This window comes from Corallococcus macrosporus, assembly GCF_017302985.1.
GTDB classification, from domain to species: domain Bacteria; phylum Myxococcota; class Myxococcia; order Myxococcales; family Myxococcaceae; genus Corallococcus; species Corallococcus macrosporus_A.
On record NZ_JAFIMU010000017.1, the window covers coordinates 112,140 to 136,601 of the forward strand.

Here is a 24,462-nt window from a genome sequence, read left to right on the forward strand (position 1 = left end):
GGCTCAGAAGAAGTAGACGATGAAGCCCAGCTTCACCGACGGGATGGTGGCGCGCACGTGCAGCGGTCCGGAGGTGACGCTGTCGTCCTCCGCCGCGTCCTGGATGAGCGGCGTGGGGTCCGGCACGGTGAGCGCCACGTAGCTCAAGCCCACGTTGAGGAAGAAGTTGAAGCGGCTCTTCGTGCCCACCTCCAGGCCCACGCTGCCCGTCACGTAGTTGTACGTGACGTCGCGGATGGCCTCCGACGTGGCGCTCGGCTCACGGCCCAGCCAGTCCAGCACCTCGCTGTACTCCGAGCCGAAGTAGTGCCCCGCCTCCACGTTGAGCGACGGCGCGACGAAGGTGTCCATCGGAAGGATGCTCAACCCGCCGCGCACACCGATGCTGAGCGTGTTGGTGGTGGGGCCCGCGTGCAGCCGCAGCCAGTTCGTCGGGCGCACCACCGCGGACAGGCCGATGCCGTGCGGGGCGCCCGCGTCCAGCAGCAGGCCCACCCGGCGGGGCGCGTCGTCGTCCTGTGCCAGCGCGGGCGTGGCGGTGCCTAACACCGCCAGGCACCCCAGGGCGATGCCCGAGGAGAGAAGGGAAGGGTGTCGTCGTCTCAAGGAAGGGGAGTCCATCGTCATGACGAAAGTTCCACGGTGAATGCCGGCCCAGCGGCCATTCTTCGCGGAACGCGCGAGGGAAATGAAGCGCGACGCGCGAATCCCGTACGGGCTTTCCGGGATGCCACGACACGCGGTGGGTGGACTGCCCGGTTCCCGACACGCCGAGTCGTACGGTCAGACCGGGAAATGCGTGCAATGCCTGTCAAATCACCGACGTCCTGTTCAATCCCCTGGGTGATGTGCAGCCATTTCGCCCGGTGCGAGCGTATGATGAAAGAAAACGGTGGCGTGACGTTCAAGGCCGGGAACCGGGGGGCCAAGGATGATCGACGAAGTCGATCTGCGCATGAAGGCGTGGGTGGGACGCATTGCCACGGAAGCGCCTGTCTATCTGGGCGTGCCCGACCGTGAGTCCCTGGACAGGGGTGTCTGTCTTTACCTCCTGGAGCTGGGGCCCGCGCCCCTGACACGGGCGGGGAAGCGGAACGGCCTGCAATTCACCGTCTGTTATCTCGTGACGGTGGGCGCGGAGACGCCCGAGCGCGCGCACCGGCTGCTGGGCGACCTCGTGTTCGCCGCGATGAGCGACAAGGAGCTGGAGGTGGACCTGAGCCCGGTGCCGGCGGCGCTGTGGGCGGGCCTGCGCTCGGTGCCGCGTCCCGCGTTCCGCCTGCGGGTGCAGGTGCGCAAGGAGCAACCCCGGACCGAAGCGCGATGTCTGTCTTTGGTGGACGCGGTGTCCGCGCCGGCCCCCCTGCTGGGTCGGGTGGTGGGGCCCGGTGACGTGCCCATCCGTGGTGCGTGGGTGGCGCTGCCGGAGTTGCAGTTGAGCACGCGCACGGACGCGCAGGGCCAGTTCCACTTCCCCCGCCTGCCGCCGGTGGAGTCGCTGGGCCGGCTGGAGGTGCGCGCGGAAGGGGAGATGCTGGCGGTGGAGTCCGAGGGGCTCGCCACGGGAACGGCGCCGTTGATCATCCGGATGCCGGTGAAGGAGTGACGATGCGCGCGGGTCCGCCAGCCGAGGCCGTGGGGACGCTGCCCCGCGCGCGGCGGCACCTGGCGTGGGTGCTGGTGCTGGCGCGGTGGCTGAAGGCCTGGGCGGAGCGCGTGCTGGCGGAGCACTCCGCCGCGCTGGCGAAGGCGGCGGCGGGGCTGGGCAGCGCGCGGGTGCGTTCGCTGCCCCTGCGCGAGCCGCCGGTGACGCCGCCGCCGTCCGTGCCGCTGTGGCCTTCCTGGCGGGAGTCCCCCCTGCCTCCGGTGCCCAGGGTGACGCACTCGGCGGCGCACACGCCGCGCCTGAACACGCTGCAGTGCATTCCGAGGGACGAGTGGCGCGTTCCGGTGGAAGCGCGCGAGGACGCGCCCCTGAACGCGACGCCCCGGGTGCCCTTCGGGTTCGACCCGGATGACCTGCTGCCCGCGGAGCCCGTGGCGGTGGTGGCCCCGATGCCTTCACCTGCGCTGCTGCTCCAGGCCGCCGCGCGCGAGCCTCCGCCCGCGGCGCAGCCGTCGCAGGCGGTGACGTCGTTTCCCAGGGACCCGGCGCGGGAGCTGCTCACGCTGCTGAAGGAGTCGCTGGGAACGCGGGCCCCGCCCTCCGTGCCCTGGTCGGAGCCGGTGCCGCCCTCGCCCGCCGAGCCCGCCGACGCGGAGGAGATGCTGCGTCAGTGTGAGCGATTGGAGCTGGAGCCGTCCGCCGAGTAGTCCCGGCCCGCCGAGGCTATGATGCGCGGCGTGATGTCCCAGCGGTCACGTCCCGGCTCCAGCGCTCCAGGTCTCACCGTGGCCGACGTCGAGCGTCAGCTGGAGGGCCGCGCGGAGGTGCTCGCCGCGGCCCGGCGCTCCCACGCGGAGCTGCGGAAGGTGCTGTCCGGCCCTCGCTGGAAGCGCGCGCTGCTGCGGCGCCCGGAGCTGGTGCCCACGCTCGTGGCCGAAGCGGGAGCGGTGGAGGAGGCACTGGAGCGCGTCCAGCGCCGGGCGGAGCTGGAGGTCTGGCCGGACGGCACGCCCGTCCTGCGGGAGGCCCGGGAGCTGACGGCCGGGCGCGAGGGGCTGCGGCAGCTGGTCCGGCGCAGGTTGAACGCGCTGACGGTGGCGCCGGAGGACGTGCCGTTGGAGGAGGCGCTGACGCGGTTGGATGCGCTGGTGCGCCAGCCCGCGGTGCGCTGGGCGCTGAAGCCGGGCGAGGTGCTCGTCTTCGAGAACGACTCCTGGTTGCGCTCGGACCTGGCACCCCCGTTCACCGCCTGGAAGCAGGAGCGGACGCGGCGCTTGGTGCTCTCCGTGGGGACGGTGTTCGCGCTGACCTTGCTGCTGTCCTTCGTCGTCCCCAAGTCGATGGAGTCCTGGCTGACGGGCTTCCTGGTCACGTTCGCCCTGGCCACCCTGGGGGCCCAGCTCCTGAGCGCGGGCCGGCTCCGGCTCACCAGCGAACGGCTCATCTGGGCCCCGATGTTCGGCGAGCCGCGCGAGGTGCGCTGGGGCGCCATCCCTCCCGAGGGCTTCCGGCTGGAGCACAGCCTGGACCCGCGGCTGGAGGGGGACTGGCGGCTGCATGGGGGCGCCGTGAAGCGGGCCCCGGCGGTCGCGCTGCTCGTGGAGCTGCACCGGCAGGCCCCGCTGCGTGGCGCGGCGCGGGCGGGCGTGCGCCTGGACTCCGTGGCGGTGTTTCCCGCGCAGCTCGGCAAGCGGAAGGGCTTCTGCGTGCTGGGGCCCCAGGGCCTCTCCTTCATCCCGGAGGGTAAGGGCCCGCAGGCCTTGAGTGCCGTCACCGGCCGCCCGACCGCGCTGCGCAACTTCGAGTCCGACCAGGTGCTGGACGCGCTGCGCTGGCTGCCGGAGGCGGAGTTCGACGCCTGCGTGATGCGCATGGTGGAGGCCACCGGCGGCGCGGCCTGGGCCCGCGCGGACGCGCGCTACGTCCCGGGCGCTCCGGTGTGGCGGCGCATCGTCATCGAGCACGGGGGCCTGACGCTGACCGGCCGCGTGCAGTGGGACCAGCAGGATGCCACCGAACGGCTCCTGCGGGACTGGCCCCGGTAGCGCGCGGCACCGACCAGGGAACGCCCTTCACTGCGTACACAGAAAGGGAGTCATTGCGCCACGCAATGACTCCACCGGGTCCGGGTCCACCCGTTGCCCCCATGTCGGACGCCACATCTACAGTGCAGCCGGGGTCCCCAACCCCTTCCCAGAGAGACATCATGAAAGTCAGACACCCGGTGGTGCGCCGTGCCTTCACGCGCACCGCGTCCGCGGCGATGCTGCTGTTGGGCCTCGCCTACGGCAGCCCCTCGCACGCTCAGCACTTCACCGTCTTCGAGAGTGGCCAGGTCCGCCCCCTGGCCCTGTCGCCCAACGGCCAGTGGCTCTACGCCGTCAACACGCCGGACAACCGGCTGGAGATCTTCCAGGTCGCCGCCAGCGGCCTCACGCACAAGGGCTCCGTGCCCGTGGGCCTGGAGCCCGTGGCCGTCGCCGCGCGCACCAACGACGAGGTCTGGGTGGTCAACCACCTGTCCGACAGCGTCAGCATCGTGAAGGTGGACGCGGGCGGGCAGGGCGGCAGCGTGACGCGGACGCTGCTGGTGGGGGACGAGCCCCGCGACATCGTCTTCGCCGGCACGGGCAGGAAGCGCGCGTTCATCACCGCCGCGCACCGGGGACAGAACACCGGGTTCGATCCGCAACTCACCACGCCGGGTGTGGGCCGCGCGGACGTCTGGGTGTTCGACTCGGACAACCTGGGGACGACGCTGGGCGGCACGCCGCTCACCCGCCTGAGCCTCTTTGGCGACACGCCGCGCGCGCTGGCGGCCACGCCGGACGGCAGCCGCGTCTACGCGGCGGCGTTCCACTCCGGCAACCGCACCTCCGTGGTCCACGAGAGCCTGGTGCCCAACGGCGGCGAGTCCGTGGGCGGCGTCCCCGGCCCCAACGTGAACCACCAGGGCATCCCCGCCCCGGAGGTCTCCGTCATCGTGAAGTACAACGGCCAGGACTGGCTGGACCGCCTCAACCGGCCGTGGAACGACGCCCTGCGCTTCACCCTGCCGGACAAGGACGTGTTCGCCATCTCCGCCACCGCGAACCCGCCCGTGCAGGTGGCCGGCGCCGCGGGCACCTACGCGGGCGTGGGCACCATCCTGTTCAACATGGCCGTCAACCCGGTGAGCGGGAAGGTCTACGTGAGCAACACCGAGGCGCGCAACGACCTGCGCTTCGAGGGCCCCGGCACCCTGGCGGGCGAGACGCTGCGCGGCCACCTGCACGAGAGCCGCATCACCGTGCTGGGCAACGCCAGCGCCCCCACCGTCACGCCCCGCCACCTCAACACGCACATCAACTACGCGGCCTGCTGCGCGCCCACGCCCAACGCGGAGAGCGAGAAGAGCCTCGCGCAGCCCACGGGCATGGCGGTGTCGTCCGACGGCGCCACGCTCTACGTCGCCGCGTTCGGCTCGTCGAAGCTGGGCGTGTACTCGACGTCACAGTTGGAGGCCGGCACCTTCACGCCTTCCACGGCGAACCAGGTGACGCTGACGGGCGGCGGCCCCACCGGCCTGGTGCTGGATGAGGCCCGGGGGCGCGTGTACGTGCTCACCCGCTTCGACAACGCCGTCTCCGTGGTGGACGCCGCGACGAAGACGGAGCTGGCGCACCTGCCCATGTTCAACCCGGAGCCCACGAGCGTGGTGCAGGGCCGCCCGTTCCTCTACGACGCGCGCAACAGCTCCAGCCACGGCGACTCGTCCTGCGGCAGCTGCCACATCTTCGGTGACTTCGACAGCACCACCTGGGACCTGGGCAACCCGGATGGCGACGTGAAGACGAGCTACAACCCCATCGTGCCGGTGCTGCCGGAGTTCGGCACGGACCCCACGTTCGGCCAGGACACGGCGTTCCACCCGATGAAGGGCCCCCTGTCCACGCAGAGCCTGCGCGGCATGGCCAACCAGGGCCCCATGCACTGGCGCGGGGACCGCACCGGCGGCGACAGCGCGCCCAGCGTGCAGCCCAACAGCGGCACCTTCGACGAGGTCGCGGCCTTCAAGCAGTTCAACCCCGCGTTCAAGGACCTGCTGGGCCGCAGCTCGCAGCTCACGGAGACGGAGATGCAGAAGTTCTCCGACTTCATCCTCCAGGTCGTCTACCCGCCCAACCCCATCCGCAAGCTGGACAACTCGCTCACGGCCTCGCAGCAGGCGGGCAAGGACTTCTTCACCAACACCACGAGCTTCTTCCAGGGCTCGTGTGAGTCCTGCCACCGCGTGGACGTGAACGCGAACCCGGGCGAAGGCCCCTTCAAGGGCTTCTTCGGCACGGACGGCCGCAGCTCCTTCGACGCGGAGCCGCTGTTCCCCAAGGTCCCGCACCTGCGCAACATGTACCAGAAGGTCGGCATGTTCGGCGCCGGGTTCCCCTTCGGCACCACGCCGGTGGATCCGTTCCTGGGAGACCAGGTGCGCGGCACGGGCTTCAATAGCGACGGCGCCATCCCCACGCTGTTCCTCTTCAACAGCGGCTTCGACTTCCACCCCATCTTCAACCAGGTGGGCATCCCGGACACGCCCGCGGGCTTCCAGGCCAAGAAGGACATGGAGGACTACATGTTCGCCTTCGAGACCAACCTGGCGCCCATCGTCGGACAGCAGGTGACGCTCACCGCGACCAACGCGGCGGTGGTGGGCTCGCGCATCGACCTGCTGATGGCGCGCGCGGACGCGGGCGAGTGCGACCTGGTGGCCAAGGGCCGCGCGGGCACGACCGAGATGGGCTTCCGCTACCTGGGCAGCGGGCAGTTCAAGGCGGACCGCGCGGCGCTCCCGCTGGTGCCGTCCGCGTCGCTGCGCTCGGGCGTCGCCACGAACCACGGCGTGCTGACGTACACCTGCACGCCGCCGGGCTCCGGCCAGCGCATGGGCATCGACCGCGACCTGGACGGCTTCCTCGACGGGGACGAGCGGGCCGCGGGCACCCACCCCGCGAACCCCGCCAGCCACCCGTAGCGGCGGCTCCCTCGGTCAGCGGCTGATGAATCCTGGCGGCCCGGGCACTCCTGCCCGGGCCGCTTGTCGTTTCAAGAGGTTACGAAGCGGGCGGACAGGCGCGAGGCTCAAGTCGGCTTGCTTCCGATAATCCTGAGATATATCTCAGACCCATCTGGAAGCCATCTTGAACCCCTGAAGGGACACGACATGCGCGGCGGACACGGAAGAGGCCGGGGCGACCCGGAGCACTGGCATCACGAGCGGGGAGAGGGCCGGGGACGGCACGGAGGCCATGGTGGCGGCGGGCGTCACCGGATGTTCGAGGGCGGCGAGCTGCGGCTCGTGCTGCTCCACCTCATCAACGAGGAGCCCCGGCACGGATACGACCTCATCCGGGCCATCGAGGGCCTGAGTCGCGGCGTGTACGCGCCCAGCCCCGGGGTCATCTACCCCACGCTCACCCTGCTCAAGGACATGGAGCTGGTGGGCGAGCCGGACACGACGGACACGCAGCGCAAGCTCTTCGCCATCACGGCGCAGGGCAAGGCACTGCTCGCGGAGAACGCGAAGACGGTGGAGGGACTGCTGCGGCGGCTTGGCGAGGCCGGAGCGCTGCGCGAGCGCACGGACGCGGCTCCAGTGCGGCGCGCGATGCAGAACCTGAAGAGCGTGCTGTTCGACACGCTGTCGCCGGGCGTGGACACGAAGGTCGTGCTCGACGTGGCGGCGTTGATTGATGAAGCCGCGCAGAAGATCGAGAGGCTCCGCTCATGAGCACCCAGGACCTGCATCAGATGGTGCGCGTGCGCCACGAGCTGCGGCGGCGCAGCCTGGTGGTCAGCGGCGTGGAATCCGTGACACCGCGCATGCGGCGCATCCACTTCTCCTCGCCGGACCTGGCGGACTTCCACAGCCCGTCGCCGGATGACCACATCAAGCTGTTCTTTCCGCGGGCGGGGGAACAGGTGATGCGTGACTTCACGCCGCGCGCCTTCGACAACCGGAACCAGACGCTGACCATCGACTTCGCGCTGCATGGCTCCGGCCCCGCGACGGAGTGGGCCGCCGGGGCACAGGTCGGCTCCACGCTGGAGATTGGCGGGCCGAAGGGCTCGCAACTCGTGCCGGATGACTTCGACTGGTACCTGCTGGTGGGTGACGAGAGCGCGCTGCCGGCGCTCGGCCGTCGGGTGGAGTTGCTGCGTCCGGGCGTGCCGGTGACGACCGTGGCCGTCGTGGCGAACGAGGCCGAGAAGCAGACCTTCGTCACGAAGGCGTCCTGGCAGCCGACCTGGATTGTTCGCGGCGAGCCGGGGCCGGGCGACGGTGAGCTGCTGCGCCGCGCGCTCGCCGGGTTCACGCCTCCGGCGGGGGATGGCTTCGTGTGGATCGCCGGTGAGGCCGAGTGGGTCCGCGAGCTGCGAAACCACTTCGCCGAGGAGCGGAAGCACCCGGTGGAGTGGATCAAGGCCGCGTCCTACTGGCACCGCGGCGGTGGTGGCTCGCACTGAAGCCTGACCCCAGGGGCAATCACCGGCCCCGGGGGCGATGCGCACCGTCGCGCCATGGCGAACGACACCCAGACGGGCTCCGCGAGCACGGGGCGGATTCCAGGCAGCTTCCTCACCACGCGGGACGGCACTCAGCTCTACTTCAAGGACTGGGGACCCCGGCAGGGACAGCCTGTCGTCTTCTCCCCGGCCACTCCACGGGGGGGAGGGGAGGTGACGCGCTACATCGGGCGTCACGGCACCGGGCGCGCAGGTGTCGGAAGGGCTGCGTGAGAGCTTCCGCCTCCAGGGCGTGATGGGGGGCCTTCTCCGAAACGGACTTCCGCGCGGACCTGGCCCGCTTCGACGTGCCCACGCTGGTGATGCACGGAGACGATGATCAGAGCGTCCCCATCGACGGAGCGGCGCGCATCACGGTCACGCTCGCGAAGGGCGCGAAGCTCCAGGTGTACCCGGGCTTCAGCCACGGCATGTGCTCGGTGAACAAGGACGTCATCAACAAGGACCTGCTGGCGTTCATCCAGGGCTGAGCGTCCGGGCCTCCGGGCGGGAGTGGTCCCGTCCGGAGGCTGGGGCTCACAGGTCCAGGATGAGGCTCAGCTCCTCTTCCGCGGCTTCGTCCGTCTGGACGGCGGCGTTCCCGTCATCCGCGTCGTCCCCGTACCGCGACCATCCGTCGAGCACGGTCTGGCCCATGCACGTCATCTGCCGGGGCGTGGCCCCGACGCCGTCGGCGTCCTGGTCCCGGTAGAGGTACGTCCAGTGGTAGCGGTCCGCGTTCGCGTCGTCGCAGTCGTTGCCCACGGCCTTGGCCGCGTAGGGCGCGGGTAGCGTCTTCCCCGTGCAGATGGTCTGCTCGGGGATGGGCGCGGTGAAGCCGTCTCCGTCGCGGTCCTCGTGGGTGGCGGACAGGTTCTGCCAGCGCGTCGCGTCCTGCGCGTCGCAGTCCGTGCTGCTGGCGGACCAGGGGCTGGGGACCTGGCCGTTGGTGCAGAGGAGCGTCGACCCGCCCGCGCCCACGCCGTCCCCGTCCGTGTCCTCGAAGGCCAGCACGTCCCGGAAGGCGGTGGCGTTCGTGTCGTCGCAGTCCTCGCCCGACAGCCGCCGTGTCGTGTAGCCCGCGGGCAGCGCCGTGCCCGCGCACAGCTCGCCCGCCTGCGCCACGGTGTACGTGTCGCCGTCCGCGTCGCGATAGGTGAAGCCCAGCATCCGCCACAGGGTGGCGTCCTGGGGCGCGCAGTCCGTGGCCTGCGTGGAGTAGCCCGTGGGCACGCTCGCCGTGCCGCAGATGGAAGCCGCCGCGCCCGCGCCCACGCCGTCTCCGTCCGCGTCCGCGTGGACGCTCCAGGCCCGGAACAGCGCCGCGTTCCCGTCGTCGCAGTCGTCATTCCACGCCTCCTGGGAGTAGCCCTTGGGCAGCCAGAAGCCGCTGCACACCTGGCCCGTCGCCGGGGACAGGCGGCCATCGCCATCGCCGTCCCGCGAGGCGTAGAACAGGAGGTGCCAGCGGGTGCCGTCTCCCGGCGCGCAGTCCCCGCCCCGGAACGTCTCTCCCGGCGCGGTCTCCTTCGGGCCCACGCAGCGGAGCACCGGCGCTCCGTCGCCGTAGCCGTCTCCGTCCGGATCCAACCAGCGCTCGACCCGGACCGTGCGGCTCGCGTTGCGGTCATCGCAGTCCGGCGGGTCGGACACGGTGTCGTAGCCCGCGGGCAGGGTCGCGCCCGCGCACACCGTACCCTGCTGTTCCACGGCGAAGCCGTCCCCGTCCTCGTCCCGGTGCGTGAAGGGCAGCCGCTGCCAGGAGCGGGCGTCCCCCGGCGCGCAGTCACCCGAGGTGAGCACGTACCCCTTGGGCGGCGAGCGCCCCCGGCTGGGACACCACGCGATGGTCATTCCCGCGCCCACGCCGTCCAGGTCCGTGTCCGCCCACGCTTCCGACAGGGCCGACACCGCCGCGTCCCCGTCGTCGCAGTCCGGCGCCGCCGGCTGCTCCCGGTAGCCCACGAGCGTGTCCCCCACGCAGCCCGTCACCGGGCCCTTGCCCGTGGCCCCGTCTCCGTCCGCGTCCGGGTAGAGGCCCGGCACGGTGCGCCAGCGGGTGCCGTCCGTGGGGGCGCAGTCGCCTCCCACCTGGGCCCACTGCTTCGTCTTGCTTCCCACGCAGGCGACGAGCGAGTCCCCCTCACCGAAGCCGTCCCCGTCCGAGTCCTCGTAGCCCCTGACGGACCGCCACACGGTGGGGTTCGCGTCATCGCAGTCCAGCTCCGCCGGATGGCCGTCGCCGTCCAGGTCCCGGGAGCCCAGGCCGCTGCCGACACCGCAGCCGAGCTGGAGCCCCAGGGCAAGCCACACCCACGCCCGCATCATGCGCATCCGCGTGTCCATGAAGGCGGCCGGGAGCTACTGGCGGGTCAGCGTGCACTGCGGGGCGTAGGAGTACGGGAGGTAGTAGCCCCACGAGAACAGGTATCGCCCGGGCCGGGTCATGGCGAGCAGCGCCAGCCGGTCACACCGCGACGCCTCCACGGAGTTGCCCGCCGAGTCCGAGCTGTTGCCGGCCCAGAAGCTGAAGGTGCGCGGCGTGCTCTCACCCACGAGGGTCCCGGTGATGTCGAGCGAGGTGTGGGACACGGCGTAGGCATCCACCGACGCGAAGACATAGGTCACGCCCGGGACGGGCTGCTCCGGCTGGGTCTGGGCCCCGGCGGTGCTCGGGGCAAGGGACAGGGCGGCCAGCAGGGCGAGTGCGCGGAGCGACGACATGGGGTGTTCCTCGAAAGGGCAGGGCCGCGACGGGGGCGCGGCGTCCAGCCCTATACGGAGGCCGCCGGATTCCTTGGCTCTTTCCCAGGCCGCCATGCGTCGGGAGCCCTGCGGAAGGGGCGCCGCCGGGCTTGTCATGCCCCAGGGGGTGCAATACGCCTGGGTGCCATGTCCACCGCCGCGCTGCCCGCCGACTTCCTCCGCGCCATCGCCGAGTCCTTCCCCGCAGACTTCCTGACCCGGGAGCCCGCGGAGCTCCAGGAGTACGGCCGCGACTGGACGCGCGTGTACGCCCCCGCTCCGGGTGCGGTGGCCTTCCCCCGCACCACGGACGAGGTCGCCCGCTTCGTGGCGCTCTGCCACCAGCACCGCGTCGCCGTGGTGCCCTCCGGCGGGCGCACGGGCCTGGCGGGCGGGGCGGTGGCCATGCACGGCGAGGTGGTGCTGTCGCTCAAGCGGATGACCCGCATGGAGCCCGTGGACCTCTTGGGCAACACGGTGCGCGTGCAGGCCGGCGCCGTGACGGAAGGCGTGCACCAGCACTGCGCGCCGCACGGGCTCACCTGGCCGGTGGACTTCGCCTCCAAGGGCAGCAGCACGGTGGGCGGCAACATCGCCACCAACGCGGGCGGCGTGAAGGTCATCCGCTACGGCCTCACCCGGCAGTGGGTGCTGGGCCTGCAGGTGGTGACGGCGCAGGGGCAGGTGCTGGAGCTCAACGGCGCGCTGGAGAAGAACAACACCGGCGCGGACCTGCGCCAGCTCTTCATCGGCAGCGAGGGCACGCTGGGCATCATCACGGAGGCCACGCTCAAGCTGACGCGGCTGCCGGGCAAGCAGGACGTCTTCCTCTTCGCGGTGCCGGACGTGGCCGCCGTGCTGCGGCTGTTCCGCGACGCGCGCCAGGCGCCGCTGGTGCTGTCCGCCTACGAGTTCTTCACCGACAAGTGCCTGGCCCGCGTGCAGCGCCACCGCAAGCTGCGCTCGCCCTTCGAGGCGCCCAGCGGCTGCTACGTCCTCTTGGAGTCCGAGGGCGGCGACCCGGCGGCGGTGGAGGCGTGGCTCGGCTCGCTCTTCGAGCGCGGGCTCGTCACCGACGGCACCCAGGCGCAAGGCGCCGCGCAGGCGCAGGAGCTGTGGTCCCTGCGCGAGTCCATCAGCGAGAGCCTCTCCGCCACGGGCGTGCTGCACAAGAACGACATCTCGCTGCCGGTGGCGAACCTGGAGGCGTTCTGCTCGGAGCTGGATGCCATCTTCGCCAGCCGCTACCCGGGCTGGGAGATCTGCCTCTTCGGGCACATCGGCGACGGCAACCTGCACGTCAACGTGATGAAGCCGGACGGGGTGGAGAAGGCGGACTTCTTCGCCCACGCCAAGCAGTCCGACCACGCCATGTTCGACCTCGTGCGCAAGCACGGCGGCAGCATCTCCGCCGAGCACGGCATCGGGCTGCTCAAGAAGGACTACCTGGACTACACGCGCGCGCCCGGGGAGCTGGAGCTGCTGCGCACCCTCAAGCGCGCGCTGGACCCCGCGGGCATCCTCAACCCGGGGAAGATTCTGGACGCCTGAGCGTCCCGCGGCCTCAGGACACGATGCGCGTCTTGATGTCCGTCTCCAGCCCGGCGATGGCCTCGCACACCTGGCGGGACACGTCCTGGTCCAGGTCCATCACCAGGTAGCCCACGTTGGCGTCCGTGCTCAGCACCTGCGCGTGGATGTTGGCGTTCAGGTCGGACACGATGCGGTTGATGTCGCGGAGCACGCCCGGCGTGTTGCGGTGCACGTTGATGATGCGGTGGGTGCCCGGGTTGATGGGCGCCTCCACGTTGGGGAAGTTCACCGCGCCCGTCGTCGCGCCGCCCTTCACGAACTTGAGCAGCGACGTGGCCACCTCCTTGCCAATGGACGCCTGCGCCTCCTCCGTGGAGCCGCCGATGTGCGGCGTGAGCACCACGTTGGGAATCCCCTGCAGCTCCGTCACGAAGCCGTCCGAGTTGCCCTCCGGCTCCTCCGGGTACACGTCCACCGCCGCGCCGCCCAGGTGCTTGGAGCGCAGCGCCCGGGCCAGCGCCGGGATGTCCACCACCGTGCCGCGGCTGGCGTTGATGAGGCACGCGCCCGGCTTCATGGCCGCCAGTTGCTCCGCGCCAATCATCAGGTGCGTGGAGGCCAGCGCCGGCACGTGCAGCGTCACGAAGTCGGACTCCGCCAAGAGCCCGTTCAGCGTGGGCACCGAGCGCGAGTTGCCCAGCGGCAGCTTCGTCATCACGTCGTAGTAGAGGACGCGCATGCCCAGGGCTTCCGCCAGCACGCCCAGCTGCGAGCCGATGTGCCCGTAGCCGATGATGCCCAGCGTCTTGCCGCGCACCTCGTGGCTGCCCGTGGCCACCTTGCGCCACTGCCCCGCGTGCACCTCCCGGCTGCGGTCGAAGAGCTGGCGCGTCAGCACCACCACCTCCGCCAGCACCATCTCCGCCACGCTGCGCGTGTTGCTGAACGGCGCGTTGAACACCGGCACGCCGTGCACGCTGGAGGCGAGCAGGTCAATCTGGTTGGTGCCGATGCAGAAGGCGCCAATCGCCAGCAGGTCGTCCGCGTACTTCAGCGCCTCCTCCGGCACCGTCGTCTTGCTGCGGATGCCCAAGAGGTGCACGCCCTTGAGCCGCTCCGCCAGCTCCTCCGGCTTGAGCGCCGCGGACAGCCGCTCCACCTCGAAGCCCTCCGCCTTCAGCATCTCCTGGGCCGAGGCGTGGATGTTCTCCAGCAACATGACTCGCAGCGGGCCCTCGGTGCTCACGGGGCGGCGGGGCGACGGCGGGAAGCGGGGTGTGCTCATGGCGCCTTGCGTTAGACCTCGCCCTCCATGGTGTCAAGCCTCGGGTGGGAGGGAGGGGACTCCGGCAAGGTGAAGGTGAACGTCGTGCCGGCCCCTTCGTCGCTGTCCACCCATAGGCGGCCCCCGTGGGCGGTGATGATTCCGCAGGCGATGTAGAGCCCCAGCCCACTGCCCTGGTGGGCGGTGTCGCGCGCCTGCCAGTGGCGCTGGAAGAGCCGGCCCTGGTGGGCCTTGGGGATGCCGGGGCCGGTGTCGCGCACGCTCACGCGCACGGTGCCCGCGTCCTGCGTGGCCGTCACGGTGACGGTGCCTCCGGGCGGGGTGAACTTGACGGCGTTGCCCAGCAGGTTGGCCAGGACCTGGAGGATGCGCGGGCGGTCGCAGGAGGCGCTCAGCTCCGGAGCCAGCTGGTGCCGCAGGTGGACGCCCTTGCCCTGGGCCTGGGGCTCCACCATCGCCAGCGCGTCCACGGCGAGCGGCTCCACGGCTTCCGGGTGGCGGTCCATCACCAGGGGCTGTCCCGCGTCCAGCCGCGCGGCGTCCAGGAGCCGGGTGATGAGCTCCTGCATGTGCACCGCCGCCCGGTCGATGGCGGCCACCTGCCGCTGGAGCGCCGCCCCCTCCGGCAGGGCTTCCAGCCGGCGCGCCAGAATCCCCGCGCCCAGCCGCACCGTGGACAGCGGGTTCTTGAGGTCGTGCGACACGACGGCCAGCACGTCCTCGCGCGCGCGGGCGGCCTCGCCGGCCTCCGCGTAGAGCCGCGCGTTCTCCTCCGCCAGCCGGCGCTGGGCCCGCGCGTCCTCGCGGGTGCGCTCCTCGGCCCGCAGTTGCTCGGCGTGCAGGGCGTTGAGGCGCGTGGCCGCGCGCCAGACGACCCACGTGAGCACCGCCGCCTGCGCCACCTCCATCAACGACCACACCATGCGCGGATCCATCCGCGTGTGGCGCAGCGTCTGGTGCGCGGCCACGCCGCCCATCACGGGCACGAGCAGCGCCGGCAGCAGCCGCCGGGCCATGATGCCGCCCGCGCCCGCGTGGAGGAACGCCCCCACCACGCCGTCTTCGGGGCGCAGCAGCAGGGCCCCCAGGGACAACAGCAGCAGGCCCACGTCGGTGTGCAGCGCGATGCCAATGTCCTTGCCGGCGAACCAGTAGATGCGCGGCTCCTGGAACGAGTAGGCCACCAGCACGCTGAAGGACAGGAACAGGGTCCCCAGCGCCAGTGCCTGGGACAGCCGCCGCGCCCGGCGTCCCTCCGCGTCCCGCAGCGCCAGGGCCAGGCCGAGCATCAGCAGCATCGACGCGGACTGGGGGGAGGTGCGCCCGTCCAACTGCTGGAACAGGGCATCCCAGCGCGACGGCTCCCAGACGTACGTGCTCAACATCAGGACGCTCAGCAGCACGCCCACCAGGGCCAGCACCCGGCCGAGCCGGCGCGATGCGGCCCTGCCTCCGCCCAGCGCCAGCTCCGCGCACGCGATGAGCATCAGGCCCAGCGCCGTCAGCGGGACCATCTGGGGCAGGCCGGGAACCAGCCGCGTCAGGGTCACGCTCCCCACCGCCCAGCCCAGCAGCACCCCCGCGCCCAGCACGAGCGTCAGCCCCGCCATGGCCGACGACAGCCGGCGCGCCCGGCGCCAGAGCTCCTGTTGTCGGGCATCCGGGGTCTGCACGCGCGGCCTCGAGGGACTCGGAAGACGACCTTCAAGTTAAGGCGGCGCCTGTTCCCTGCCTGCGCGTGGCCCGCGCCCCCGCCTGCTTCCCGGGCGGGGCAGCGGGCTGCTGGAAGACACCGGGCCCGCCACTCCCCACGCATGCGGTGGGGAGGGACGGGCCCGGAAGGACAGCAGGGACGCGATGGGGCCTGGGGGCTACTGGAGGGTCCAGGCCACCGTGCCGCTGCACGCGGTGCTGCCGAAGCAGCCCACGCGGATCTGATACGTGCCGCCCGCGGGCGCGGTGTAGGCCGCGCGGGACAGCGAGCCGCACGCGTCGTCGTTGAACGTCACCTGCTGGCCGGTGGCGTTGTTGAACAGGCGCACCACCGTGTCACCCGTGCCGGACGCGCCCGCCACGCCGCAGCTGCCGAAGGACAGCGTCTGGCCGGCCTGGAGCGTCACGTCGCTGTTCGCCGTGCCCGTGGTGGCGTTGGCGGTGTTGCTCACGTCGAAGGTGAAGGAGCCCTGGGTGGGAGAGCTGCCCTGGGCAATCTCCCAGGCCACCGTGCCGCCGCAGCTGCTGTTCTGGTAGCAGCCGGCGCGGATCTCATAGGTGCCCGCGACGGTGGCGGTGAAGGTGATCTTCGAACCCGTGCCGCCGCACGCGTCGTCGTTGGAGGCGACCTCCGAGCCGGACGGGCCGCGCAGGCGCAGGAACGAGTCCCCCGTGACGGCGGCGCCGGTGACGCCGCAGGTGCCCACGGTGAGCTTCTGGCCGGCCGCGAGCGTCACCGTGCCGTTGACGGTGTTGCGCGTGGCGGTGGAGGTGTTGGTCGCGTTGAAGTCGTACTTCGTCGCCGGGGGCGGCGTGGTGTTGCACAGCCGCTGGCTGGTGGTGCGCAGGCACAGTTCCTCGATGGCGTGGTGCACGTAGATGACGCCCTCGCCCCCGCAGCCGGTCTCCGAGCACACCTTGACCTCGTTGCAGCTCGCGCCCGGGCGCGGCACGTAGTCCGTGTCGCCGAACACCAGGATGCCCGCGACGGTGTTGTTGGTCGTCTCGTACACGCTGGAGCCGGAGTTGCCCTCGAAGGTGTCCGTGTTGGCGATGAAGTAGTCCATGTAGTCGGCGTTGTTCTCACGCACGGCGCCGCCCGAGTCGATCTTGAACGGGAGGCCGCTGCCGCTGCCGATGACGGCCAGCTTCTGGCCCACCGTCACGGGGGCCTTGCCCGCGCGCACCGGCGCGGGGGTGAAGCGCGGGTACGCGGAGCGGTCCAGCTTGATGATGGCGAAGTCCACGTACGCGTCCTCCGTGTCATCGCTCAGGTGCCGCGCGACGATGCTCTTGCAGGAGAAGACGTCCTGGCTGGTGATGGTTTCCAGCGTGTTCTCCCCCGTCTTGTAGAACTTGAAGACGAAGCGCACGTCCTCGCACTCGACGGCGTCCTCCTCCGCGGGCCCCACGCAGTGGCCCGCGGTCAGCACCAGGTCATCGTCGATGAGCGTGCCGGAGCAGAAGGCCGGCGCCGGGTCGTTGTAGAAGCGCTGGTCGGTGCACAGCTTCTCCCACTCGCCCAGCGTCTTCGGGTTCACCTTGACGTTGCTCGGGTTCGACACGTCGATGGCGCTGCGGTGCAGCAGCGCCACGGTGGACTGCTGCGCCCGCTGCTTCAGGACCCCCTCCGGGGCCGCGTAGACGTCCTGGCGGTCGTCGGTGCCGTAGACCACCGGCGCGCTGGAGTCGGTCAGCGCGGGCTGCTCGGGCGCTCCCGGTTCAGGGGCCGGCCCGCAGGCCAGCGCGGTGAGGGTACAGAACAGGGTGCCGAGCAGCTTCGCTCGGAGGGCGGGGGCGGACACGGACATGCGGGGTGACTCCTGACGGGTGCTGCGACAGACACAGCGAAGAATGGGCGTGTTACTGGAAGACGTAGACGGACCCGTGCGGTCGCAGGGAAGGACCGGGGGCGGGGGATGTCAGGGGTGGGTTCTTCTCAGTCCGCGTCGGGCGCTTCGAGCCAGGACAGCGCCTCGGCGCGCGTCTCGAAGGTCTTCGCGGGGATGGTGAGGCCGGCGTTCTTGGTCATGCGCCAGGCCTGGAGGCCGCTGCCGGGGTCGCTCACCACGCGCGCGGAGCGCTTCATGCCGCGCTGCTGGGCGTAGGCGTTCAGCCGCGCCATCTCCCCCACCACCGAGGCCGGCATCACCCGCAGCTTGGACTGGTCCACCAGCGCGGACCACTCCGCGCCCCCACGGGCGGTGATGTCCTTCTTCAGTTGCTCGACGTACTCGGTCACGTCCTTCGGCGTCACTTCCGAGGGATAGATGATCTCGATGATGTCGTGGGGCAGGTGGGCGATTTCAATCTTCATGCGCGGCTTGCGGCTCTCTTCCAGGCGGGGCGCGCCATCCTAACCGCAGTGCCTGTCGCCGGATACCGCACCCCCGCATTCCGCCGCCCGCGCTGCTCCGCGCGGCTCCAGGCCGCAGGGGTTGTCGGACCTTGCGGGTAGAACCCAGCCTGCCCCAGTCCCCCCGGACCCGGGTGCGTCACGGCGCGCGCGATGGGTGCGGGACAGGCGGTGCGCTGGGGCCCGGCCGGCCGGCTGGAGCAGGGCCCGGCGAAAGGCGGAGGCGCGGGAAGTGGATGCCCTCCGCTCCCAGGTTGTCAGGATGATGCCTATGCGCCAGCCCATCTTTTCGGTCCACGGCGCGGCTCCGCCGGTCGCGCCTGAAACCAACCACCTCCTCCTGGTGAACCCGCCCAGGGAGGAAGCGTTCACAGCCGAGGAGGCCTTCCTGGAGTCCCGCGAGTGGCTGGACGCACTGCACGCCCGGATGATGCAGGGCCCGGACGAGACGCTGCACCAGGGCATGACGGACCTGCACGGGGGGCTCATCGAGCGGCGGCGGCATTGGAGCCCGGAGGTGTGGAAGCGCTTCTGCCTGGAGCTGGCGCGCAAGCACCCGATGCGCCCCTTCCTGCACCAGTGCCCCTTCACCCGGCACGCCTTCGAACGGCCGCGCGGCTACGCGGGCGACGCGGCCCTCATCGACTACCTCTACATGGACCACGCGGCGGACGAGCTGCACGCGGGCCGGGAAATCTACCGGTACATGCACGGGCAGCCCTCCGCGCGGAGCGTGCGCGAGCGCCGGGAGCTGCTCGCGCGGATGATGGACGAGACGGCCGAGCGGCGGCCCGACGGGCGCGTGCTGTCGGTGGCGTGCGGGCACCTGCGGGAGGCGGAGTCCTCGCGCGCGGTGGCGGAGCGCGGGCTCCAGGAGCTCATCGCGTTCGACCAGGACCCGGTGAGCCTGGCGGAAATCTCGCGCCTGCACCCGAACGGCATCGTGCGGCCGGTGTGCGGCTCGGTCCGCGCGCTGCTCGCGGGCAAGGCGGTGTTCACGGACCTGGACTTCGCGTACTCGGCCGGGCTGTACGACTACCTGTCGGACTCCGTGGCGGCCCGCCTCACCGCGCTGCTCTTCCACATGCTGCGCCCGGGCGGACGCCTGCTGGTGGCCAACTTCGCGGTGCACCCGCCGGAGACGGGCTACATGGAGGCCTTCATGGACTGGTGGCTCACCTACCGGGACGAGGACGGCATGCGCGACCTCCTGTCGGAGACGCCGCTGGAGCAGGTGGCCAACGTGCGGCTGTTCCGCGACTCGCAGGACAACGTCATCTACCTGGAGGCGACGCGCCGGTAGCCGCGCCGCCCGCTCTTTCAGTGCACGGGCGAGCCGGAGCGGGGCAGGGTGACGGTGAACGTCGAGCCCTGCTCCGGAGCGCTGGTGACGTCGATGTTGCCGCCCAGCGCCTGCACGATTTCGCGGACGATCCACAGGCCCAGCCCGAAGCCGCCGTAGTGGCGCACGGACACGGCGCGCTCGAAGCGCTCGAAGATGCGCGCCCGGTCCTCCTCCGCGATGCCGATGCCGTGGTCGCGCACCTCCAGCCGCACGCGCGTCGCGTCGCCGTCCAGCGTCACCTCCACCGGCTTGCCCGCGCCGTACTTCATGGCGTTGGTCAGCAGGTTGCCCACCACCTGCTCCAGCCGCAGCGCATCCCAGTGGCCCACGAGCCGGGGCTCGCTCGCGTGGAAGCGCACCTCGCACTCGGCGCGCACCAGGGCCTCGCGGCTGCGCTCCAACTGGCCGCGCACCAGGGACACCAGGTCCACGTCCTCGCGCTTGATGTGCAGCTGGCCCTGCGCGATGCGGGAGATGTCCAGGAGGTCGTTGACCAGCTTCCCCAGCCGCTGCGTCTGCGAGTAGGCCGACTCCAGCTTCGCGGTCAGCTTCTCCGGCGGCATGGGCGCGCCCTTCGCCTTCGCCTGGAGCCCCTGGATGTGGAGCTGCAGCGACGTGAGCGGCGTCTTCAATTCGTGCGCGGCAATGGAGAGGAAGTCGTCGCGGCGGCGCACGGCCTCCTGCTCTTCCCGGTAGAGGCGGCCCTGCTCCTCGGAGAGGGCGGCGACGCGCTCGAAGTTCTCCGCGTTCTCCAGCGCCGCGCCCGCCAGCACCGCCACGAAGGAGGCCAGGCGCTCCTCGTCCTCGCCGAACAGCGCGCCCACCTTGCGGTGGCTGGCCACCACGCACGCCACCGTCTTGCCGCGCACCTGGAGCGGCGCGCACAAGAGCGAGCGCACGCCGAGCAGCTCCATGCTCTCACTGATGCCGCCGGGCAGCCCCTGGCCCAGCACGGTGATGCGGCCCGTCTCCAGCGCGCGGGCGAGCGCGGTGCGGCTGAGGCCCTGGTTCTTCGCCTCCTCCTCGGACACCACCGCGCGCGGGTCCACCACCGCGCAGCGCTCGGCACGCAAGAGCTCCTGCATGGACTGGCGGGCGGTCTCGAACACGGCGTCGCGCGACAGGGCGGAGGCGAGCCTGCGCCCCACCTCCAGCACGCGCGGGAAGCGGTCCACCAGCGACAGCGTCTCCACGGCCGAGCCGTGCTCCGCCTCCTTGTGCAGGCCGTCCTCCATGGCCTCCAGCTCGCGCGCCGCTGTCTCCAAATCGCGCGCGGCGCCGGGCCAGCCCTGCACGCGGCCCACCTCGCCCCGGGCCTGGAGCGTCAGCGCGCGCTCCTGGCGCATCCCCAGTTGTTCCGCCACGCGCAGCGCTTCGTCCAGGTGCTTGCGTGAGCGCGCGGGCCGGCCGCGCAGCGCGCACATCAGGCCGCGCTCGCGCAGCGCATGCGGCAGGTTGTTGCGGTAGGTGCGGGCAATCTCGTGGGCGCGGCGGGCCACGCCGTCGGCCTCCTTCAACAGCCGGTCGCGCTGCTTCGGGTTCAGGGGGCTGGCCTGCTGCGCCAGCCGCCTGCGCGCGGTCGCGAGCCACGGGGTGATGGGGGCCACGTACTCCTGGCGCAGGTGCGCGTCCTCCACCACGCGCTCGGCGCGCTCCAGGACCTCCGCGGCGCGCGCGGGTTCGTTCTCACGCAACAGGCGCAGTCCTTCCGCCTGGAGCACGCCCGCGAAGGACTGCGGGTCGGTGGCGGTGGGCGCCGCCAGCTCCGTCTCCAGCAGCGCCGCGGGGATGCGGCCGCCGGTGGACTTGGCCCACGCCTCCAGGCCCAGGCGCAGCGAGTACCGGTCCCCCAGCGCGAGCGCCGCCGCGTGCAGCTTCTGGCTCACCGCCGCCGCTTCCTTCAGGCGGCCCAGGCGGTAGAGCGACATGGCGATCTGGAAGGTGGCGTTGTTCACCTCCCACGGGTCGCCGGTGCGCTCCAGGAGGCGCACCGCCTCGCGGCACTTCTCGATGCACTCCTTGAAGCGCGAGGAGGCATAGAGCGCCAGGCCGTAGAAGTGCAGCGACTGGCCCTGGCCCCACACGTCACCCAGTTGCTGGCGCAGGGCCAGCGACTTCTCCGCGTAGGCATACGCGCGCTGGAACCAGGGCAGGGTGGTGAGCGCGGGCGAGTGCGCGGAGTACGCCTGCGCCAGCTCCGGCGTGGGCGGGTAGCGCTCCGCGAGGTTCATGTCGCGCAGGTGCGCCCACAGCACCGCGGCGCGGCCGCGCTGGTACCAGTAGCCGTACGCGAGCCGGCTGTAGAGGTTGACCGCGAGCAGGTCCTCCTCGCCCTCGGCCAGGGACCTGCGGGCCAGCCACAGGCGCGGGGCCACGGTGTGCGCGGCCTGCATCAGGATTTCCCACGCGGCGCTCGCGCCGGTGGCCAGCGTGCCGGGTGGCACCCAGCGGCCCAGCAGCTTCAGTCCCTGCTCCAGGTAGGCGTTGGCCTGCACCGTCTGGCCGCGCTTGAAGGCGAGCTCGCCCAGGTGCCCCAGCGTGCGGCCCTGCTCCAGCCGGTCGTGCGCCAGCGCCTGCGCGGCCTCCAGCTGCTGCTGCGCTTCGTCGTAGCGGCCGCGCATCATCAGCGCGGTGCCCAGCCCGGACGCGATGCGGTAGCGGGTGTGCGCGTCCGCGCCCTCCGCGCCGCGCTCGGCGATGCGGTAGTTCACCTCCGCGGTGTCCAGCGAGAAGCGCTGGCGCGCCTGCTCCGCGGCCACCAGCGCGTAGGGCAGGGCCTGCGCGCTCTCTCCGGCGGCGTCGAAGTGGTAGGCCAGCTCGTAGGGGTCGTTGGGCACGGCCTGCTGCGCGGCGCGCGCGGCCAGCCGGTGCAGCTCCCGGCGCTCCTCCGGGGACAGCAGGTCCAGCAGCACCTCGCGCAGCTTGTCGTGCACGAAGGTGGAGCGCGTGCCCTCCGTCCACAGCATGTGCCGGCGGCGCGGCGGCTCCAGCGCGGTGTTGACGGCCTCCAGCGGCGTGCCGGACAGGGCCGCCACCGACTTCGCGTCGAAGGACTTGCCCAGCACGGCGCCCACGCTGAGCACGTGCAGGGACTCCGGCGGCAACAGGCGCAGGCGCCGCACCAGGAACGTGGCCGCCTGGCGCGACGAGCGCGCGTGCGCCATGGCCTCCGGCTGCACCAGCCAGCCGTCCGGACCGGGCACGAGGACGCCGTCCTCCACCAGCCCGTGCAGCACCGCGGAGGCCATGAACGGGTTGCCCTCCGCCAGCCGCGTCACCAGCTCCACGGCCTCCGGCGGCAGCACGCCGGCCATGGACTCCGCGAGCAGCGCCACCTCCGCCGCGCCAAAGGCGGACAGCTTCAGGTGCGCGCCCGGCGTCAGCCGCCGCAGCACGTGGCCCGCGTGGATGTCCTCGCTGCGGAAGGAGACGATGAGCAGGAGCCGCCCGTCCCCCGCGCGGCGGCCCTGGCACCACGCCTCCAGCGCGCGCAGCGTGAGCGCGTCCGCCCACTGGCAATCCTCCAGCACCACCACCGCGGGCGCGTCCGGCGTGCCCAGCGCGCCCAGCAGCGCGGTGAGGCTCCACACGCTGCGGCTCTCGCTCAGGGACTCCGGCCCCAGGCCCTGGGCCTGCGGCGCCCGCGCGTCGGGGACGAGCACGTCCGTGAGCGTGGGCAGCACCGTGCACAGGCCGGCCTCCTGGCCCGCGAGCCTTTCACGCAGCAGCGCGGCCAGCGCGGGCTCTTCGCGCGCCGCCGCGGCGATGCCCTCCGCCACGCCCGCGAAGAGCTGGAAGGGGCGCTGCGCGGCCTGGTCCTGCGCCTGGCCATGCAGCACCCACGCGCGCTGGCCGGAGGCGCGGGCGGAGAACTCCTCCAACAGCCGGCTCTTGCCGCCACCGGACTCGCCCTCCACCACCACCGCGCGCGAGCCCTCCTCTCGCGCGTGCTCCAGCTCGCGCTCCAGCGTCAGCAGTTCCTCGCGGCGGCCCACGAAGGACGGCTCGGTGAGGCTCTGGCGGTGGTCGTGCGCGCCGGTGACGAGCGCGGGCTCCGCCTCGCCCCGCGACAGCGCGGCCTCCAGCGCGTTGAGGTCCGCGAGCGCGGCGTCCGCGGACTGGTAGCGGTCGCGCGGGTCGGTCTGGCTCAGGCGGGAGATGAGCTCCTCCATCGCCAGCGGCACCTCCACGCCCACGGGCCGCAGGCGCGGGTGCGCGGTGAGGTGCAGGCGAAGCACCTCACCCACCGTCGCGCCCTCCAGCGCGGGGCGGCCGGACAGCGCCTCGAAGAGCACCAGGCCCACCGCGTACAGGTCCGACGGCGCCTCCACCGGCCGGTTGATGAGCCCCGCCTGCTCCGGTGACAGGTAGCGCGCGGTGCCCACGGGCAAGTCGCGCAGGGATGGATCCAACCGCTCGCTGCGCGACAGGCCGAAGTCGGTGAGCCACGCGGCGGACATCGGGTGGTCACGCACCAGGATGTTGGAGGGCTTCACGTCGCGGTGCAGGACGCCCTCGCGGTGCGCCTCCGCGAGCGCCTTCAGCAGGCGCTGGCCCAGCATGATGGCCTCGGGCAGGGACAGCGGGCCGCGCTGCAGGCGCGCCTCCAGCGTCTCGCCCTCCACCCACGGGGTGACGAGGTAGAGCAGGTCGTCGAAGGTGCCCAGGTCACGCACGGGCACGAGCGCCGGGTCGTGCAGCCGCCCCAGCACCTCCGCCTCGTGCTCCAGCCGGTGGCGGGCCGTGGGGACGAAGGCGGACAGGGCGGTGACCTTCACGAGCACGCGCTCGTGCGTGAGCAGGTCCAACCCCTGCCAGGTGGAGATCCCCCGGCCGGCCTTCATCCGCTGACGCAGCTCGTAGCGGTTGCCCAGCCGTTGGCCCGGGTGTGGCTCCCCAGGGGTGTCGCCGGCCTGTTGGAAGCCTTGCGCCATTCAGTACCCTCGCGAGCCCCCCACCGCGTCGCCCCGGCGGCGCGGTCGGCCGGACGTCCCTCTTCCACAAGCTGGGTTGCCGCCCGGGTCCCTGCCAGGGGGGAGCAACCCACGCCCTGCGTACGCTGCTCGGGATTTGAACAGTCGGCACGCTCCCGCTTCCCGCCCCCGTCCCCCGGTACCCCCTGGCCGTTCGTGGGGCAGGCAGCCCGCCAGCACCCCGCACGGGTTTCCGCCAGGCTCGTGGGTTTCCACCCAGAGCCCTTGCGCGGGCCGCGCGTCGTCCATCATCCGACAGCCACGCGAATGCGTGCGGCCAGCAGCGTTGCTGGAGGGAGGAAGGATGCCGCGCCGCGTTCAACGGGTGTGCTTGACTCCCCTGGTGGCCCGGCGGAAAAGCCC

At 71.9% G+C, this 24,462-nt stretch carries 17 protein-coding genes; 9 read left to right on the top strand and 8 right to left on the bottom strand.

The features are described from left to right. Positions 1-3 precede the first annotated feature (3 nt). A complete protein-coding gene (locus tag JYK02_RS36820) occupies positions 4-606 on the bottom strand; it encodes a hypothetical protein (RefSeq protein WP_242589620.1) in 603 nt (200 codons plus the stop codon). 325 nt (positions 607-931) lie between these two features. On the opposite strand from JYK02_RS36820, the gene JYK02_RS36825 reads away from it, so the two are divergent. The 7 genes from JYK02_RS36825 (at position 932) to JYK02_RS40230 (ending at position 8,640) form a co-directional block, all read left to right on the top strand. Then, a complete protein-coding gene (locus tag JYK02_RS36825) occupies positions 932-1,606 on the top strand; it encodes a carboxypeptidase-like regulatory domain-containing protein (RefSeq protein ID WP_207057636.1) in 675 nt (224 codons plus the stop codon). A 2-nt stretch (positions 1,607-1,608) separates the two neighbouring features. After that, the gene (locus tag JYK02_RS36830) at positions 1,609-2,313 is read left to right on the top strand and encodes a hypothetical protein (protein ID WP_207057637.1); all 705 of its coding nucleotides are present in this window, start codon (positions 1,609-1,611) and stop codon (positions 2,311-2,313) included. Between the two features lie 33 nt (positions 2,314-2,346). Beyond that, entirely contained in the window at positions 2,347-3,651 is a 1,305-nt protein-coding gene (locus tag JYK02_RS36835; RefSeq protein WP_207057638.1) for a hypothetical protein, read from the top strand. Positions 3,652-3,812: 161 nt separating this feature from the next. Then, positions 3,813-6,617, top strand: coding sequence for a YncE family protein (locus JYK02_RS36840; protein WP_431603524.1), 2,805 nt, complete (start codon positions 3,813-3,815; stop codon positions 6,615-6,617). A gap of 189 nt (positions 6,618-6,806) precedes the next feature. Beyond that, complete coding sequence (locus JYK02_RS36845) at positions 6,807-7,373, top strand: PadR family transcriptional regulator (protein WP_242589621.1); 567 nt, start codon at positions 6,807-6,809, stop codon at positions 7,371-7,373. Then, the gene (locus JYK02_RS36850; RefSeq protein WP_207057640.1) at positions 7,370-8,110 is read left to right on the top strand and encodes a siderophore-interacting protein; all 741 of its coding nucleotides are present in this window, start codon (positions 7,370-7,372) and stop codon (positions 8,108-8,110) included. Before JYK02_RS36845 ends, JYK02_RS36850 begins: the two co-directional genes overlap by 4 nt. Positions 8,111-8,457: 347 nt before the next feature. Then, the gene (locus tag JYK02_RS40230; RefSeq protein WP_347402671.1) at positions 8,458-8,640 is read left to right on the top strand and encodes an alpha/beta fold hydrolase; all 183 of its coding nucleotides are present in this window, start codon (positions 8,458-8,460) and stop codon (positions 8,638-8,640) included. A 46-nt stretch (positions 8,641-8,686) separates the two neighbouring features. Here JYK02_RS40230 and JYK02_RS36860 read toward each other — a convergent pair whose 3' ends face one another. Both JYK02_RS36860 and JYK02_RS36865 read right to left on the bottom strand, forming a co-directional pair. After that, positions 8,687-10,483: a hypothetical protein gene (locus JYK02_RS36860; protein ID WP_207057641.1), complete on the bottom strand. Its 1,797-nt coding sequence runs from the start codon at positions 10,481-10,483 to the stop codon at positions 8,687-8,689. Between the two features lie 27 nt (positions 10,484-10,510). Then, positions 10,511-10,873, bottom strand: a complete 363-nt coding sequence (locus JYK02_RS36865; RefSeq protein ID WP_207057642.1) for a hypothetical protein — start codon at positions 10,871-10,873, stop codon at positions 10,511-10,513. A 168-nt stretch (positions 10,874-11,041) separates the two neighbouring features. Between JYK02_RS36865 and JYK02_RS36870 the strand changes: the two genes are divergently transcribed. After that, positions 11,042-12,445 (top strand): FAD-binding oxidoreductase, encoded by a 1,404-nt coding sequence (locus JYK02_RS36870; protein WP_207057643.1) that lies wholly within the window; start codon positions 11,042-11,044, stop codon positions 12,443-12,445. 13 nt (positions 12,446-12,458) lie between these two features. Here JYK02_RS36870 and serA read toward each other — a convergent pair whose 3' ends face one another. The 4 genes from serA to JYK02_RS36890 all read right to left on the bottom strand — a co-directional run bounded on the left by serA (position 12,459) and on the right by JYK02_RS36890 (position 17,742). Next, positions 12,459-13,712: a phosphoglycerate dehydrogenase gene (serA, locus tag JYK02_RS36875; RefSeq protein ID WP_207057644.1), complete on the bottom strand. Its 1,254-nt coding sequence runs from the start codon at positions 13,710-13,712 to the stop codon at positions 12,459-12,461. 11 nt (positions 13,713-13,723) lie between these two features. Then, positions 13,724-15,385, bottom strand: coding sequence for an ATP-binding protein (locus tag JYK02_RS40860; protein WP_207057645.1), 1,662 nt, complete (start codon positions 15,383-15,385; stop codon positions 13,724-13,726). Positions 15,386-15,583: 198 nt separating this feature from the next. After that, positions 15,584-17,236, bottom strand: coding sequence for a serine protease (locus JYK02_RS36885; RefSeq protein ID WP_207057646.1), 1,653 nt, complete (start codon positions 17,234-17,236; stop codon positions 15,584-15,586). A 128-nt stretch (positions 17,237-17,364) separates the two neighbouring features. Beyond that, complete coding sequence (locus JYK02_RS36890; protein WP_207057647.1) at positions 17,365-17,742, bottom strand: STAS/SEC14 domain-containing protein; 378 nt, start codon at positions 17,740-17,742, stop codon at positions 17,365-17,367. A 310-nt stretch (positions 17,743-18,052) separates the two neighbouring features. Here JYK02_RS36890 and JYK02_RS36895 point away from each other — a divergent pair, with 310 nt between their 5' ends. Continuing rightward, on the top strand, positions 18,053-19,084 hold the full coding sequence (locus JYK02_RS36895) for a class I SAM-dependent methyltransferase (RefSeq protein WP_207057648.1): 1,032 nt from the start codon (positions 18,053-18,055) through the stop codon (positions 19,082-19,084). Positions 19,085-19,101: 17 nt separating this feature from the next. On the opposite strand, the gene JYK02_RS36900 is transcribed toward JYK02_RS36895, so the two are convergent. Then, positions 19,102-24,060, bottom strand: coding sequence for an ATP-binding protein (locus JYK02_RS36900; protein WP_207057649.1), 4,959 nt, complete (start codon positions 24,058-24,060; stop codon positions 19,102-19,104). Between the last annotated feature and the right edge of the window lie 402 nt (positions 24,061-24,462).

Bases quoted from the DNA above. Each gene is read 5' to 3' on its own strand.
- JYK02_RS36830 (WP_207057637.1), top strand. From the start codon at position 1,609: ATGCGCGCGGGTCCGCCAGCCGAGGCCGTGGGGACGCTGCCCCGCGCG.
- JYK02_RS36850 (WP_207057640.1), top strand. From the start codon at position 7,370: ATGAGCACCCAGGACCTGCATCAGATGGTGCGCGTGCGCCACGAGCTG.
- serA (WP_207057644.1), bottom strand. From the start codon at position 13,712: ATGAGCACACCCCGCTTCCCGCCGTCGCCCCGCCGCCCCGTGAGCACC.
- JYK02_RS36885 (WP_207057646.1), bottom strand. From the start codon at position 17,236: ATGTCCGTGTCCGCCCCCGCCCTCCGAGCGAAGCTGCTCGGCACCCTG.
- JYK02_RS36890 (WP_207057647.1), bottom strand. From the start codon at position 17,742: ATGAAGATTGAAATCGCCCACCTGCCCCACGACATCATCGAGATCATC.
- JYK02_RS36860 (WP_207057641.1), bottom strand. From the start codon at position 10,483: ATGCGCATGATGCGGGCGTGGGTGTGGCTTGCCCTGGGGCTCCAGCTC.
- JYK02_RS36865 (WP_207057642.1), bottom strand. From the start codon at position 10,873: ATGTCGTCGCTCCGCGCACTCGCCCTGCTGGCCGCCCTGTCCCTTGCC.
- JYK02_RS36825 (WP_207057636.1), top strand. From the start codon at position 932: ATGATCGACGAAGTCGATCTGCGCATGAAGGCGTGGGTGGGACGCATT.
- JYK02_RS36840 (WP_431603524.1), top strand. From the start codon at position 3,813: ATGAAAGTCAGACACCCGGTGGTGCGCCGTGCCTTCACGCGCACCGCG.
- JYK02_RS36835 (WP_207057638.1), top strand. From the start codon at position 2,347: ATGTCCCAGCGGTCACGTCCCGGCTCCAGCGCTCCAGGTCTCACCGTG.
- JYK02_RS36870 (WP_207057643.1), top strand. From the start codon at position 11,042: ATGTCCACCGCCGCGCTGCCCGCCGACTTCCTCCGCGCCATCGCCGAG.
- JYK02_RS36845 (WP_242589621.1), top strand. From the start codon at position 6,807: ATGCGCGGCGGACACGGAAGAGGCCGGGGCGACCCGGAGCACTGGCAT.
- JYK02_RS36900 (WP_207057649.1), bottom strand. From the start codon at position 24,060: ATGGCGCAAGGCTTCCAACAGGCCGGCGACACCCCTGGGGAGCCACAC.
- JYK02_RS36895 (WP_207057648.1), top strand. From the start codon at position 18,053: ATGCGCCAGCCCATCTTTTCGGTCCACGGCGCGGCTCCGCCGGTCGCG.